Origin of the sequence: Micromonospora sp. NPDC053740 (assembly GCF_040677775.1) — a bacterium.
In the GTDB taxonomy this organism is placed as follows: Bacteria; Actinomycetota; Actinomycetes; order Mycobacteriales; family Micromonosporaceae; genus Micromonospora; species Micromonospora alfalfae.
The window spans coordinates 70,150-85,199 of sequence record NZ_JBFASO010000014.1; the positions used below are offsets into that span (position 1 = coordinate 70,150).

The 15,050-nt window shown below is 70.9% G+C and carries 8 protein-coding genes and 2 pseudogenes; 6 read left to right on the forward strand and 4 right to left on the reverse strand.

The features are described from left to right. Positions 1-16: 16 nt before the first annotated feature. Complete coding sequence (locus tag AB0K35_RS30480; RefSeq protein ID WP_238670505.1) at positions 17-421, reverse strand: hypothetical protein; 405 nt, start codon at positions 419-421, stop codon at positions 17-19. 254 nt (positions 422-675) lie between these two features. On the opposite strand from AB0K35_RS30480, the gene AB0K35_RS30485 reads away from it, so the two are divergent. The 5 genes and pseudogenes from AB0K35_RS30485 to AB0K35_RS30505 all read left to right on the forward strand — a co-directional run. Beyond that, on the forward strand, positions 676-1,095 hold the full coding sequence (locus tag AB0K35_RS30485) for an Asp23/Gls24 family envelope stress response protein (RefSeq protein ID WP_238670503.1): 420 nt from the start codon (positions 676-678) through the stop codon (positions 1,093-1,095). A gap of 157 nt (positions 1,096-1,252) precedes the next feature. Further along, positions 1,253-1,666 (forward strand): Asp23/Gls24 family envelope stress response protein, encoded by a 414-nt coding sequence (locus tag AB0K35_RS30490; protein WP_238670502.1) that lies wholly within the window; start codon positions 1,253-1,255, stop codon positions 1,664-1,666. Between the two features lie 202 nt (positions 1,667-1,868). Further along, complete coding sequence (locus AB0K35_RS30495) at positions 1,869-3,557, forward strand: methylmalonyl-CoA mutase family protein (protein ID WP_357366908.1); 1,689 nt, start codon at positions 1,869-1,871, stop codon at positions 3,555-3,557. Between the two features lie 222 nt (positions 3,558-3,779). After that, on the forward strand, positions 3,780-4,703 hold the full coding sequence (locus AB0K35_RS30500) for a tetratricopeptide repeat protein (RefSeq protein ID WP_363889790.1): 924 nt from the start codon (positions 3,780-3,782) through the stop codon (positions 4,701-4,703). Between the two features lie 69 nt (positions 4,704-4,772). After that, positions 4,773-5,738, forward strand: a pseudogene (locus AB0K35_RS30505) (arginase family protein); the annotation flags it as partial. Positions 5,739-6,438: 700 nt separating this feature from the next. Here AB0K35_RS30505 and AB0K35_RS30510 read toward each other — a convergent pair. Then, the gene (locus tag AB0K35_RS30510; RefSeq protein ID WP_363889793.1) at positions 6,439-8,403 is read right to left on the reverse strand and encodes a penicillin-binding transpeptidase domain-containing protein; all 1,965 of its coding nucleotides are present in this window, start codon (positions 8,401-8,403) and stop codon (positions 6,439-6,441) included. 289 nt (positions 8,404-8,692) lie between these two features. On the opposite strand from AB0K35_RS30510, the gene AB0K35_RS30515 reads away from it, so the two are divergent. After that, positions 8,693-13,774 carry an NAD-glutamate dehydrogenase gene (locus AB0K35_RS30515; protein WP_238670497.1) on the forward strand — a complete coding sequence of 1,694 codons (5,082 nt, stop codon included), beginning with the start codon at positions 8,693-8,695 and terminating at the stop codon, positions 13,772-13,774. Between the two features lie 76 nt (positions 13,775-13,850). Here the strand turns inward: AB0K35_RS30515 and AB0K35_RS30520 are convergent, their stop codons facing one another. Both AB0K35_RS30520 and AB0K35_RS30525 read right to left on the reverse strand, forming a co-directional pair. Continuing rightward, on the reverse strand, positions 13,851-14,549 hold the full coding sequence (locus tag AB0K35_RS30520; protein WP_238670496.1) for a class F sortase: 699 nt from the start codon (positions 14,547-14,549) through the stop codon (positions 13,851-13,853). A gap of 1 nt (position 14,550) precedes the next feature. Next, positions 14,551-15,050, reverse strand: a pseudogene (locus AB0K35_RS30525) (hypothetical protein); the annotation flags it as partial.

Below are 15,050 nucleotides of genomic sequence, written 5' to 3' on the forward strand. Positions count from 1 at the left end.
CCCCGCGCCCGCGGATCTAGCCGCAGTGCCCCCAGGGGCTGGTCCAGTAGGTGCCGCGGCTTTCGCCACCGAACCTGACGCACTGGCCGCCAGCGTCGGCCCGCACCGGCCCCGCGTAGTACCCGAAGCGCCCCTCGTCGATGCCGCCCCGACCATCCTCGATGTCGAGGGACGCGCCGATCTTGGTCGGCGTGCCTCGGTCCGCGGTCTTGATGGTGACAACGCAGTTGTAGCCGCCACCGCTGGACTTGTAGAGCAGGTACGTGGTCGCGCCGGGTAGCCCGTGACTGTCGATGACGTAGTACCCGGAGCCGCAGAGGGCGCTGGGTGACTCGGCCGCCTGGGCCGGTCCGGCCGCTCCGAGCAGCGCGCCGACCGACAGGGTGACCGCCGTGGCGAAACTCAACAACGTTCTGCGCATCAAACAGACCTCACTCGTGTAGCGGACCGATCCATTGTGGATTGTCCCGATCGTCAGCCTAGGTGGTCCGATGATCGTCAGTGCGCCGGACTCCACGCCGGTACGTCGCGGCGACGCCGTGGTTCGGTTGCCCGGAAGCGAAGGTCACTCCGGTTTTAGTAGGCTCGCGGCGCGTGGCCGCCGAATGGTCGGCCTCGCGAGCGGGCTGACGGGACGGTCGGTCCACAATGTGTCGGACCAGGGGAGATGTGATCATGACGGACGCGGTGGAGAACGCCGGTGCAGTGCAGCCCGCGACGGGCGCGGCCCGGGGTGTCACGTCGGTCTCCGACGAGGTCGTCGAGAAGATCGCCGGTGCGGCCGCTCGTGCCGTGCCCGGTGTCGCCGATCTCGGCGGCGATGTCTCCCGGTTCTTCAACAGCGTGCTGGACAAGATCGGCCTGGACGAGGTGGGCGACGCTCGGCGGGGCGTATCGGCCGACGTGAAGGGCAGTTCGGCCGTCATCAACGTGGTCCTGGTGATCGACGCCGGGCACGTCGTAGCCGACGTGACCGAGGCGGTGCGGGCCGCGGTGATCGAGGCGGTGGAGAAGTACGGCCTGACGGTCACCCAGGTCAACGTCACCGTGGACGACATCGAGCTGAACCAGCCGGGTACGGCAGCCGGCGCCTGAGGCGTAGCTGCCCAACGGCGTGACGGCTGCCGCGCCGCCCGTTGGCTGTCCGCCGGGAACATCCCGGGACGCATCGTCCCAGTAGGCTCGCACCGCCTCCTCTTCAGTGGGGGCCGGACGTGCCCGGACGCGGTGGTGCGAGGAGCAGGGAGCGACTGTGGACCTGGAAGCAACGCGGGAGTTGGCGAGGGCGTCGGTGCCGGCTGGCGGGACGACGCAGGTCGCCGACGAGGTGATTGAGAAGATCGCCGTCGCGGCGGCCCGCGCGGTGCCCGGCGTGGCCGATTTGGGCGGGGACGTCGCCCGGTTCTTCAACGCGGTTCTCGACCGGGTCGGGCTGGACCAGGTGGGTGACGCCCGGCGGGGTTGCTCGGCCCACGTGACCGGGGACGCCGCGGTGGTCAACCTGGTGTTGGTGATTCAGGCCGGTCGACCCGTCGCAGAGGTCACCGGTCAGGTGCGCGCTCGTGTGACCGAGGCGGTCGAGGCCTTCGGGTTGCGGGTCGATGAGGTCAACATCCGGGTTGACGACATGGCGATCGGCGACACCCCCACTGCACCCCCGGCCTGAGCGCTGCGCTGCGCCACCTCCCGGGTCGATCATGCAGTCGTGGTGGCCGGTTTGGCACCGGCTGCGGGATTTGCGGACCACCACAACTCCATGATCGGCGCGGGGTCTGCCGTTACTCGCCGGTAGGACGTGACTTAGCGATCGTTCAGGTAGGGGCCTTACACTCGACGGGCAGTCGAGGACCCGAGGAGGAGCCCTGCTCATGGACGCCGACGAGATCGACGCCGGACGGGCGCGCTGGCAGGCCCGGTACGACGCCGCGCGCAAGCGGGACGCGGACTTCACCACGCTCTCCGGCATGCCGGTGGAGCCGGTGTACGGGCCGCCGGAGGGGGCCACCTATCCGGGCTTCGAACGGATCGGTTGGCCGGGCGAGTATCCGTACACCCGGGGTTTGTATCCGACCGGCTACCGCGGTCGGACCTGGACGATCCGGCAGTTCGCCGGCTTCGGTAACGCCCAGCAGACCAACGAGCGCTACAAGATGATCCTCGGCGCCGGTGGCGGCGGGCTCTCGGTGGCGTTCGACATGCCGACGCTGATGGGCCGCGACTCGGACGACCCGCAGGCGCTCGGCGAGGTCGGCCACTGCGGGGTGGCCATCGACACCGCCACCGACATGCAGGCGCTCTTCGACGGCATCGACCTGGCCGGCGTCACCACCTCGATGACCATCTCCGGCCCGGCCGTGCCGGTGTTCTGCATGTACCTGGTCGCCGCCGAGCGGCAGGGCGCCGACCTGTCCAAGCTGGACGGCACCCTCCAGACCGACATCTTCAAGGAGTACATCGCGCAGAAGGAGTGGCTCTTCGACCCGGAGCCGCACCTGCGCCTGATCGGCGACCTGATGGAGTACTGCGCCCGGGAGATCCCGCGCTACAAGCCGCTCTCGGTCTCCGGCTACCACATCCGTGAGGCCGGCTCGACAGCGGCGCAGGAGCTGGCGTACACCCTGGCGGACGGCTTCGGCTACGTCGAGCTGGGTCTCTCGCGTGGGCTCGACGTGAACGTCTTCGCGCCGGGGCTGAGCTTCTTCTTCGACTCGCACCTCGACTTCTTCGAGGAGATCGCCAAGTTCCGCGCCGCCCGCCGGATCTGGGCCCGCTGGCTGCGCGACGTCTACGGCGCCACCAGCGAGAAGGCCCTGTGGCTGCGGTTCCACACGCAGACCGCCGGGGTGTCGCTGACCGCGCAGCAGCCGGTCAACAACGTCGTACGCACCGCCGTCGAGGCTCTCGCGGCGGTGCTCGGCGGCACCAACTCGCTGCACACCAACGCGCTGGACGAGACCCTGGCGCTGCCCACCGACGAGTCGGCCGAGATCGCCCTGCGTACCCAGCAGGTGCTGATGGAGGAGACCGGTGTGGTCAACGTGGCCGACCCGCTCGGCGGCTCCTGGTACGTCGAGGCGCTGACCGACAAGATCGAGGCCGAGGCGGAGGAGATCTTCGCCCGGATCCGGCAGCTCGGCGGAGACGGGCCACACCAGATCGGCCCGATGACCTCGGGCATCCTGCGCGGTATCGAGGACGGCTGGTTCACCGGGCACATCGCCGAGTCGGCCTTCGTCTACCAGCAGGCCCTCGAAAAGGGCGACAAGAAGATCGTCGGGGTCAACTGTCACACCGGCACTGTCGCCAAGGAGCTGGAGATCCTGCGCATCTCGCACGAGGTGGAGCTGGAGCAGCGCCGGGTGCTCGCCGAGCGCAAGAGCGCGCGGGACGAGGGCGCGGTACGCGCGGCGGTGCAGCGGATGGTCGAGGCGAGCCGTACCGACGAGAACATGATCCCCGCCATGCTCGACGCGGTCCGCGCCGAGGCGACCCTTGGCGAGATCTGCGACGCCCTGCGCGCCGAGTGGGGCACCTACCGAGAGCCAGCCCGCTTCTAACCCCACCCCGCGCCCCCCACCCCGCGCCCCCACCCCGCGCCCCCCACCCCGCGCCCCCCACCCCGTCGATCTTGCAGTTTCTGCGCCGGCATAAGGCATAAATGCGGCGTACGGGCGACAGAATGTGCAAGATCGCGGGGGTCGGGGGCGGGGCGTGAGAGTTGCAACGTCGGGGTTGCGGGTGAGCTGAGAATCCGGGCTCACGTGCGAGACTAGGTAACCATGAGCGACCCACGGATCACCTCGTCGATCTTCACCCGCGGCGCGGTCGACCTCAGCACGCTGCGTGGCCCCGCACCAGCAAGTACCCGCCCCGGCACGCCCCCGCAGGGCGGCCCGTCCAACGGCGCCCCCGGCGCGCCCACCGCCGGCGGTGACACCGCCATCGTGGACGTCACCGAGGCGACCATCCAGTCCGACGTGCTCGAACGCTCGATGGCCACGCCCGTCGTCGTGTTCTTCGGCGCGGCCGGCTTCCCGGAGAGCGACGAGTTCGCCCCGGTCCTGGAGCGGCTGAACGCCGAAGGCGGCGGCACCTGGGTGCTGGCCCGGGTCGACGTGCAGGAAAATCCCCGAATCGCCCAGATGTTCCGGGTGCAGGGCATCCCCATGGTCTACGCGGTCGTCGGCGGCCAGCCGGTCGACGCCTTCTCCGGAGTGGTTCCCGAGGCTCAGCTGCGGCAGTGGATCCAGGCCGTACTCAAGGCCGGTGGCGTGACCGTCGCCGAGCCGGAGGACCCCCGCCTCGACGAGGCGGACGACGCGCTGATGAGCGGCGATCTGGACGCCGCCGAGCAGGCGTACCGGAAGATCCTCGCCGACGCCCCGGCGGACGCCGCGGCCACGGCGGGGCTGGCCCAGGTCGGAGTGGCCCGCCGGGTGGCCGGCGCCGACCCGTCCACCGCGCTGGCCGCCGCCGAGAGCGCCCCCGACGATGTCGCCGCCCAACTGCTGGCCGCCGACATCGAGGTGCTCAGCGGCCTGGCCGAGCAGGCGTACGCCCGGCTCGTCGGTCTGGTCCGGCGCACAGCCGGTGAGGACCGTGAAACGGTTCGCCAGCACCTGGTCTCGCTCTTCTCCATTGCCGGCCCGGACGATCCGGCCGTCGCCTCGGCGCGTCGGGCCCTGGCCAGCGCCCTGTTCTGAGTTCGTAGCACGCCAGCGCGGGCCGGCGTTCCGGCCGGCCCGCCCGACCACCGAGGACGGGAGCTCACGATGCGCCGGATCGCCGTCCTCGACGCGCCGACAAATCTCGGTCTACGGCCGCCGACGCCCACGTCGGTCCCGGGTTGCGCCAAGGCGCCCGGGGCGCTGCGCGACCACGACCTGCTGGCCCGGCTCCGCGCCCGCGACGCCGGCTGCGTCACCCCCGCCCGCTACGACCCGGGCGACTGGCGGCCCGGCGACGGGGTGTGCCACGCCCGGGAGATCGCCGACTACTCGTTGGCCCTCGCCGAACGCATCGGCTCGATCATCGACCGGGGCGAGTTCCCGGTGGTGCTCGGCGGCGACTGCTCCGTGCTCCTCGGCTCGGCCCTGGCAATGCACCGCCTCGGCGAGGCCGTCGGCGGGCGGATCGGGCTGGTCTTCGTCGACGGGCACTCCGACTTTCGGCACCCCGGCAACGCCTCCTACGTCGGTGCCGCCGCCGGTGAGGACCTGGCCCTGGTCACCGGGCGAGGGCAGGCCGACCTGGCCGCGCTGGAGGGCCGGCGGCCCTACTTCCGCGACATCGACGTGGTGGTACTCGGCATCCGGGCCCAGGACGAATACCGGCTCGACCTCCAGGCCGCCGGAATCACCACCCGACCGGTGCCGGCGCTGCGCGCCGAAGGTGCCGCCCGGACGGCCCAGTGGGCGCACGAGCAACTCGCCGACTGCGCGGGCTACTGGGTGCACATCGACGTGGACGTGCTCGACCCGGCGGTGATGCCCGCCGTGGACGCCCCCGACCCGGGTGGAATCGCCTTCGCCGAGCTGGAGATCCTGCTCGCCGGCCTGGTCGACACCCCGCACTGCCTCGGCGTGGAGTTGACCGTCTTCGACCCCGACTACGACCCGGACGGCTCGTACGCGGCCGAGATCGTGAACACCGTGGTCGCCGGTCTGGCGCCGGTGACCGCCCCGGAAGCCGTGCCGCCCCGACTGCTGTCGGCACGGCCGACGCCCTCCCCGCGGCGCGGCAACGGCCGGGCCGCGACAGCCACCGAGCGTCCCGACCGTGCCGACCGTGCCGAGCGTCCCGACCGTGCCGAGCGTCCCGACCGTGCCGAGCGTCCCGACCGTGCCGAGCGTGTCGAGCGGCTCGACGGGCTGGTTGGCCTTGACGGGCTGGCCGGGCCTGATGGGCTCGACCGGGTTGAGCGGGTCGCGGAGCCTGATGTCGCCGCTGACCTCGACACCGCCGGGGTCCGGTCCGCCGCGCTCGGGCCCGCTGGGCTCGGGTCTGCTGGCGTCGGGCCCGCTGGGCTGGGGCCGGCTGGCGTCGGCGCCCCAGGCGCGGTGCCTCGCGGCGTCCCGGCCGAGGCGGAGCCGCCCAGCACCGGCGGACCAGCCCACCCCGAGCCGTCGGGCGTCGCGGCCGGTATCGCGCCGCTGATCGAGCGCGAACCGGTCGGCCCGCCGGCGTCGGCCGGTCCCGGTCTGCTCCGACGTATCTCCCCGTCGACCCAGAATCCGCCCGAAGGGCGCGAAGCCGACACCGCCTGACCCGGCCCTCGGCCACCCGGCCTTCGGCCACCCGGCCTTCGGGCATCCGGCCTTCGGGCATCTGGCCTTGATCGACTCGGGATCAGTGAATCCGGGGCGTCCGGGTGGCTTGGACACCCCAGTTTCACCGAAACCGAGTGGATCAAGGCCAGAAGGCCGAGGCCCGGTGGGGTCAGGGGGTTGGGAGGGCGCGAAGGAAGCGCTCGGCAATCGGGACGGCCGAGGCGGTGCTGGCCCCGCCCTTCTCCACGAAGACGGCGAACGCCACGTCACCCCGCCAGCCGACGAACCAGGCGTGGGTGTGCGCCGGGTTGTCGTCGTACTCGGCGGTGCCGGTCTTGCCGTACACCTCGCCCGGCACGTCCTTGAGCGCGCTGCCGGTGCCGGCGGTGACCACCTCGCGCATCATCGTGCGCAGCGCCTCGACGGACTCCGGCTTGAGCTGCTCGCCTGCCGGGGCCGGCTTGGCCGGCGCCGGGTCGATCAGCAGCTTCGGCTGCTCGAAGCGGCCGCGGGCCACTGCGGCGGTGGCGCCGGCCATGGCGAGCGGGCTGACCAACGTGGTGCCCTGCCCGAACGACGCGGCGGCCTGCTCGGCCAGGCTGCCGCCCGTCGAGACCTTGCCGGTGAAGGCGTCCGTGCCGAGGTCCCATTGACCCTCCAGGCCCAGCGAACGACCGGCGGCGGCCAGCCCGTCGCCGCCGAGCTTCGGGGCCAGCGCGGCGAACGCCGTGTTGCAGGACTTGGCGAAGTCGGTGCGGAACGGCACCGAGCCGAGCTCGAAGTTGTCCGAGTTCTTGAAGGACCGGCCGTCCACGGTGAAGGTCTTCTTGCAGTCCACCGGCCCGTCCAGCGTGACCGCGCCCCGGTCCAGCAGGCCCAGCGTGCTGACCATCTTGAACGTCGAGCCCGGAGGCACCTGGGCGTCGAAGGCCAGATTTTCCCCGGCCGGACCGGGGCCGTTCGCGGCGGCGAGCACGGCGCCGTCGCTGATGCGGAGCGCCACCAGTGCGGATCGGCGCGACTCGGCGCGCAGTGCCCCGTCGGCCGCGTTCTGGACGGCGACGTCCAGCGTGGTCTTTAGCGCCTGCCCGGGCTGCGGCTCCCGGCGGAACAGCTCGGCGCCGGTGGGTTCGAGTTTGCCGCCCTCGGCCGGACGCTCGACCACAACCGTCAGCCCGGGGCCGCCGCGCAGTCGCTCGTCGTAGCGGCCCTGTAGCCCGCCATGCCCGACCAGATCGCCGACGACGTACCGGTCGGGGTGTGCGGCGAGGTCGTCGGCCTGCGCCTGGTCGACACTGCCGAGCAGCGCACGGGCGAACTCGCGGGTGGGCGCCAGGTCGATCTTGTCGGAGACGAACTTGGTGCCGGGCAGGTCGTAGATCCGGGGCTTGATCTGCCGGTACGCCTCCTCGCGGAGCGACACCACCTCGACGAACGCGCCCGGCTCGGCCTTGGCCACCCGGTCGGGCAGGTCGGCCAGGTCGACGCCGGGGACCAGCGCCGGGCGGATGGCCTTGAACGCCGCGTCGAGGTCCTTGACGAGCTTCCTGATGTCGGTGACCCCGTTGGGCTGCACACCCACCCGGACCACCGGGCGCGGGGTCACCAGCGCCTTCCCGGCGTTGTCAAGCACTGCGGCGCGGGCACCGGGGTCGCGACGCAGCGCCAACCGGTCGCCCTTGGTGAGCTGCTCGTGCACCACCTTCGGCTCCCAGATCACCTGCCACTGGTCGTCGCCGCCGTGAGCGAGCCGAACCTCCCGGTCGTACGCCCAGCGGGTCTGACCGGGCAGGGCCCACTCCACCTGGACGGTCGTGGTGGCGATGTCCTTCGTGATCTTCGGCTCGCCGCGACGCGTCAGCGTGGGCGGGGTGGCCGCCAGCTCACCGGAGAGGTCCTTGATCTCGCGAGCCACGTCGGCCGACGGCAGTTTCGAGCCGAGCGGGTCGATCAGACCGACCGCCTGGAGGTCGCCGCTGCGCCAACCCGCGAGGAAGGCGTCGACGGTGCGTTGCGGCCCGTCGTCACCGGAACAACCGACCAGGACACCCGCCGCGAGCAGCGCCGTGGTGGCGGCGGCGGCGAGCCGGTGGGCGGGGTTCGGCCGGTGGGGCCGGGGGTACGACAAGGGCATGAAGCTGGTCCTTCCGATCTCGGACTGCCCTCGCACGGTAGTACGGGAACGTCGTCCCCAACGTCCCCCAGGTGCTCGGCCGCGCTCAAAGACGGGCCGTACCCGTGTGATGAACATCGCGTGGCGGGGTATCCCGGAGCCGGCCAACCTCGGACCCGCAACGGGTGAAAGGACAAAGTCCCGATCCGGACGTCTGGCCAGTGGTCCGCCGACAAAGGCGCACAACGGCAGGGCCTAGGCTGGGCGGCAGAGTGACCCACAACGCGGTGGGTCGAGGGGAGTGGCACCGATGGACCGGCGTCCGGCGATCAAACCGGAACCCGACCTCCGGCAGGATGACTCCGGCCGGGACGATGACAGCTTCGATTCGGCGACCGACGGGGACGGCTACGGCCGACTCGACACGGGAGTCACCGGGCTGACCGGGTCGAGCATCGACACCATCTACGATCTGGGTCTGCCAGCCGAGGCGCTGGCCGACGACGTGGAGGACGCCGAGCTCGACGAACCCGTCCCCAACGCGGAGCGCCTGGTGGCCCAGGCCGTCGCGCTCGCCGGGGACGACCACGACGCGGCGACACTTGTCGGCCGTTTCTGGCGGTTCGCCCCGGACGAGGAGCTGGTCGGCTTCACGGCGGAAGAAATGCTCGACGCGGCCCGGGCACACCGGGATCTCGCCCAACAGCGGGTGCCAGGCGAGTTGAAGCTGCGGATCCACGAACCGCACGCCGACCAGCACCACACGGTCGTCGAGATCGTCACTGACGACATGCCGTTCCTGGTCGACTCGGTGACGGCGCTGCTCAACTCGTACCACCTCGACGTGCACCTGCTGGTGCACCCGCTGGTGGTGGTGCGGCGGGAGCCGCTGGGTCGGCTCACCGAGGTCTCCGCTGATGTGGAACCGGACGACGCGATCGCCGGCGACATCATCGAGAGCTGGATGCGGGTCGAGATCGACCCCGTCCGGGACGCGGCCGAACGGGACCGGTTGCGCCGCGAGTTGCAGCGGGTGCTCACCGACGTGCGGGAGGCGGTGGAGGACTGGCCGAAGATGCGGCAGCGTGCCCTCGCGCTCGCCGACGAGCTGGCCTCCGCCCGTACCTCCGACAACCGCCCACCCGTGCCGGAAAAGGACATCACCGACTCGGTGGAGCTGCTGCGGTGGCTCGCCCAGGACCACTTCACCTTCCTCGGCTACCGCGAGTACCGGTTGGTGGACGCCGACGGCGGCGACGCCGCCGACCCGGTCGACGGCAAGGCGTTGGAGGCGGTGCTCGGCACCGGTCTGGGCATTCTGCGCTCCGATTCGCCGGATGCGCGGTCGCTGTCCTCGATGACGCCCGAGGCGCACGAGAAGGTGCTGGAGAAGCGCCTGCTGATCATCACCAAGGCGAACTCCCGGGCCACAGTGCACCGCTCGGCGTACCTGGACTACATCGGCTTCAAGATCTTCAACTCCGCCGGTGACGTGATCGGTGAGCGGCGCTTCCTGGGCCTGTTCTCGACGGCCGCCTACCGGACCAGCGTCCGCGAGCTGCCGGTGGTACGCCGCAAGGTGGCCGAGGTGCTGGACCGCTCCGGCCTGAGCCGGCGCAGCCACTCGGGCAAGGATCTGATCCAGATCCTGGAGACCTACCCGCGCGACGAGCTGTTCCAGATCAAGACCGACGACCTGTACCACGCGGTGGTCGGAGTGCTGCGGATGGCCGGCCGCCGGCAGCTGCGGGTCTTCCTGCGTCGAGACGCGTACGGGCGGTTCATCTCCTGCCTGATCTACCTGCCCCGGGACCGGTTCACCACCCAGAACCGGCTGCGCATGCAGGACATCCTGCTGCGTGAGCTGAACGGTGTCGGGGTGGACTACACGACCCGGGTCACCGAGTCGATGCTGGCTCGGGTGCACTTCATCGTCCGTACCGACCCGACGCGGCCACCCGGCGACATCGACGCCGACCTGCTCGCCGAGGAGTTGGCCGACGCCACCCGACTGTGGGACGACGACTACCGGTTGGTGCTGGAGCGCAAGCTCGGCGACGAGCAGGCCAAGCACCTGTTCACCAGGTACGCCGACGCGTTCCCGGAGGGCTACAAGGACGGGCACACGCCGTACGAGGCGATGAAGGACCTGGCGAAGCTGGAGCTGCTGGAGGAGCCCGGCCAGCTGGAGATGCACCTGTTCCGCAAGCAGTTGGCGCCCCGGCCGGGCACCCGGGTGCCGGGCGCCGACCTGGCCGAGGCGATGGACGTCCGGTTCAAGGTCTACCGCTACGGCGAGCCGATGATGCTCTCCGCGGTGCTGCCGGTGCTGCACTCGCTCGGCGTACGGGTGGTCGACGAGCACCCGTACGAGGTGGACCGGATCGACGGTCGGGTCTACCTGTACGACTTCGGCCTCATGCTGCCCGAGGGGCATCACGAGCTGGCCGAGGTGCGCCCGCACGTGGAGAACGCCTTCGCGGCTGCCTGGCGCGGCGAGGCCGAGGTGGACCGGTTCAACGAGCTGGTGCTGCGCGGCGGGCTGACCTGGCGGCAGGTGGTGGTGCTGCGGGCGTACGCGAAGTACCTGCGGCAGGCCGGCACGGTCTTCTCGCAGGACTACATGGAGCAGACCTTCATCGCGTACCCGAAGCTCGCCGCCCTGCTGGTGGAGCTCTTCGAGACCCGGTTCGCGCCGGGCGAGTTGAGCACCGAGCAGCGGCAGCAGCGCAGCGGTGAGCTGGTGGAGACGATCCGGGGCGCGCTGGACGACGTGGCGAGCCTCGACCAGGACCGGATCCTGCGCTCATACCTGACGCTGATCGAGGCGACCCTGCGGACCAGCTTCTACCAGAAGCGCGCCGACGGGCGGCCGAAGGCGTACGTGGCGTTCAAGCTCGACCCGCAGGCCATTCCGGACCTGCCCGCGCCGCGACCGAAGTTCGAGATCTTCGTCTACTCGCCGCGCTTCGAGGGTGTGCACCTGCGGTTCGGGCCGGTGGCCCGGGGCGGGTTGCGGTGGTCCGACCGTCGGGAGGACTTCCGCACCGAGGTGCTGGGCCTGGTCAAGGCGCAGATGGTGAAGAACACGGTGATCGTGCCGGTCGGCGCCAAGGGCGGCTTCGTGTTGAAGCAGAAGCCGGGCGACCGGGACGAGGCGGTCGCCTGCTACCAGGAGTTCGTCGGCGCGATGCTGGACGTCACCGACAACATCGTCAGCGGGCAGATCGTGCCACCCGAGGACGTGGTCCGGCACGACGGCGACGACCCGTACCTGGTCGTGGCGGCCGACAAGGGCACCGCGACGTTCTCCGACATCGCCAACGAGATCTCCAAGGCCCACAACTTCTGGATGGGCGACGCGTTCGCGTCCGGCGGATCCGCCGGCTACGACCACAAGAAGATGGGCATCACCGCCCGGGGCGCCTGGGAGTCGGTCAAGCGGCACTTCCGTGAGCTGGGCCTGGACACCCAGACCCAGGACTTCACAGTGGTCGGCGTCGGCGACATGTCCGGCGACGTGTTCGGCAACGGGATGCTGCTCTCCGAGCACATCCGGCTGGTGGCCGCCTTCGACCACCGGCACATCTTCCTCGACCCGGAGCCGGACGCCGCCACCTCGTACGCGGAGCGTCGACGGCTGTTCGACCTGCCCCGCTCCTCCTGGGAGGACTACAACCCGGAGCTGATCTCGGCAGGTGGCGGCATCTTCCCGCGTACCGCGAAGTCCATCCCGATCACGCCGCAGGTGCGGGCGGCGATCGGCCTGGACGACGACGTGACGCAGTTGTCGCCGCAGGACCTGATGAAGGCGATCGTCACCGCTCCGGTGGACCTGTTCTGGAACGGCGGCATCGGCACCTACGTCAAGGCCTCCACCCAGACCAACGCCGAGGTGGGCGACAAGTCCAACGACGCGATCCGGGTGGACGGGCGCAACCTGCGCTGCCGGGTGGCGGGCGAGGGCGGCAACCTGGGCTGGACCCAGCTCGGCCGGATCGAGTACGCGTTGACAGGTGGCCGGATCTACACGGACTTCATCGACAACGCGGCCGGGGTGGACACCTCCGACCACGAGGTGAACATCAAGATCCTGCTCAACACGGCGGTGGCCGACGGTGAGCTGACCACGGACGACCGGGACGAGCTGCTGGCCGGGATGACCAACGAGGTCGCGGAGCTGGTGCTGCGGGACAACTACGACCAGGCTCGGGCGATCAACAACGCCCAGGCCCAGGCCGCCTCGCTGCTCCCGGTGCACCGTCGGATGATCAACGAGCTGGAGCGTTCGGGCGGGTTGGACCGCGCGTTGGAGGCGCTGCCGCCGGACGAGGAACTGGCGGTCCGCAGCGAGTCCGGGCTGACCGCGCCGGAGTTCGCCGTGCTGCTCGCGTACGTGAAGATCGTCCTGGAGCGGGAGATCCTCACCGAGGGGTTGGCCGACGAGGAGTGGACGACCGACGTCCTGGTCAACTACTTCCCGACGCCGATGCGTGAGCGGTTCGCCGACCGGATGGGCCGGCACCGCCTGCGCCGCGACATCGTCACCACAGTGCTGGTCAACGAGGCGATCAACCGGGGTGGCATCTCGTTCATCTTCCGGGTGGTCGAGGAGACAGCGGCCAGCGCGGCCGACGTGATCCGGGCGTACGTGGTGGTCAGCGAGGTGTTCGGCCTGCGCGACCTGTGGGACGAGGTCGAGGCGCTGGACAACAAGGTGGCGCCGGAGCTGCAGACCAGCGTCTACCTGGACACTCGTCGGCTGCTCGACCGGGCGGTGCGGTGGCTGGTCTCCAACCGGCGTTCGCCGATCGACGTGCCGGCCGAGATCGCCCGGCTGCGCGACGGGGTCACCCGGCTGCTGCCAGGGCTGGAGGAGCTGTTCTACGGCAACGAGCGCCAGGGCATCGCCGCGCACATGGACTCGATGACCGAACGTGGGCTGCCCCGCGAGCTGGCGGAGCGAGCCACCCGGCTGATGTACAGCTTCGGTCTGATGGACGTGGTGGAGACCGCGAACGCCAGTGGGCGGGACGTCAGCGAGGTGGCCTCGGTCTACTTCGTGCTGTCGGACCTGTTCCGGGTGGACTCGCTGCTGTCGAAGATCTCCCTGCTGCCGCGGGAGGACCGCTGGCAGACGCTGGCCCGGATGGCGCTGCGGTACGACCTGTACGCCGCGCTGGCCGCGCTCACCGCGGAGGTACTCGACTCCACCCCGGGCGACCTGCCGCCGCACGAGCGGGTGCAGCAGTGGGAGCAGTCGAACGCCACCTCGATCCACAGGGCCCGGCGGGCGATGGGTGAGTTCGACGAGTCGCGGGCGGATCTCGCCGCCCTGTCGGTGCTGCTGCGCCAGATCCGCACCCTGGTGCGGACCTCCGCGGCCGCCTGAGTCAGAGGTACGCCGGATGCGGTCCGGCCGGTCGGGTCACCCCGACCGGCCGGACCGCGTTTCGTTTCGCCGCCGGTCAGGCCGCCAGGGTGGCGAAGACGACGATGTTGTCCGGGTAGCTCTTCGCGGCCTGATCGAACTGACCGCCGCAGGTGACCACCCGCAGGCTCGGCCGGTCACTCGGTCCGTAGACCAGCTCGGTGGGGAAGGCCGTCTTCGGGTACGACTTCACCGAGTCGACAGTGAAGGTGGCCGGCACCCCGTCGGCGCGGCGCACTGTGACGGTGTCGCCGGGGGTGAGAGCGCCGAGGTCGAAGAAGACAGCCGGGCCGAGCACCGCCGAGTCCACGTGCCCGACGATGACCGCGTTGCCCGTCTCGCCGGGGCTCGCTCCTGGTTCGTACCACCCGGCCTGGTCGGCCTTCTCCAGCGGAGGGACCTGGACCGTGCCGTCCGGGTTGGTGCCCAACGACATGATCGTCGCGTCGACGCCGATCCGGGGGATCTCGATGCTGGTCGGTGCCGAACGGGCCAACCCGGCCGCCGCCTGACCGACCGGCTGCCCGTCCACTGGAGGGGCATCGTCGGCGGTGCTCGCCGGCCCGGTCGCCTCGGGGCCGGCCTGGGCCAGCGGCTGCGGCGGTCGGGGAGTGGGCGTGGTTTTCAGGGAGGCGCCGATCATGCCGGCGCCGATCATGGCCATGGTGACGACGACGGCCGTGCCGGCGGCACGCCACGGTCTCCCGCGACGGCCGCCGGCCGGTGTCGTCGTCACGTCAGACGAGCGAACCATCGGTCCGCCGACGACGCATCAGCACGATCCCGCCCAGCGCGGCAGCGCCGAGCAGACCCGCCCCGCCGGTGGCCAGACCCCGGTCGGTACCGGTGCTGACGCCACCGTCACCACCGTCGACACCGCCGTGCGGCAGCACGACGAGCTCGCCCTCGCCGCAGGAGCCCTTGAGCTCGTAGCGACCCGGCTTGGCGTCCTTGTCCACCTTGGCTTCGCCGTAGTAGACGAACTCGCGCTCCTTGTCCCAGTCGCGCTCGTCGGAGCCGCGCTCGTCCTTGCCGTAGCCGCCGTGCTCGTCCGAGTCGCGCTCGTCCTTGCCGTAGCCGCCGCGCTCGTCCGAGCCGTACTCGGAGCCGTGCTCGTCCTTGTTTTCCCAGCCCTTGTCGGAGCCGTACTCGGAGCCGTGCTCGTCCTTGTTTTCCCAGCCCTTGTCGGAGCCGTACTCGGAGCCGTGCTCGTCCTTGTTTTCCCAGCCCTTGTCGG

What these genes read in the sequence shown, in the direction of transcription:
- AB0K35_RS30480 (WP_238670505.1), bottom strand. Translation starts at nt 421, where the DNA reads ATGCGCAGAACGTTGTTGAGTTTCGCCACGGCGGTCACCCTGTCGGTC.
- AB0K35_RS30485 (WP_238670503.1), top strand. Translation starts at nt 676, where the DNA reads ATGACGGACGCGGTGGAGAACGCCGGTGCAGTGCAGCCCGCGACGGGC.
- AB0K35_RS30495 (WP_357366908.1), top strand. Translation starts at nt 1,869, where the DNA reads ATGGACGCCGACGAGATCGACGCCGGACGGGCGCGCTGGCAGGCCCGG.
- AB0K35_RS30500 (WP_363889790.1), top strand. Translation starts at nt 3,780, where the DNA reads ATGAGCGACCCACGGATCACCTCGTCGATCTTCACCCGCGGCGCGGTC.
- AB0K35_RS30510 (WP_363889793.1), bottom strand. Translation starts at nt 8,403, where the DNA reads ATGCCCTTGTCGTACCCCCGGCCCCACCGGCCGAACCCCGCCCACCGG.
- AB0K35_RS30515 (WP_238670497.1), top strand. Translation starts at nt 8,693, where the DNA reads ATGGACCGGCGTCCGGCGATCAAACCGGAACCCGACCTCCGGCAGGAT.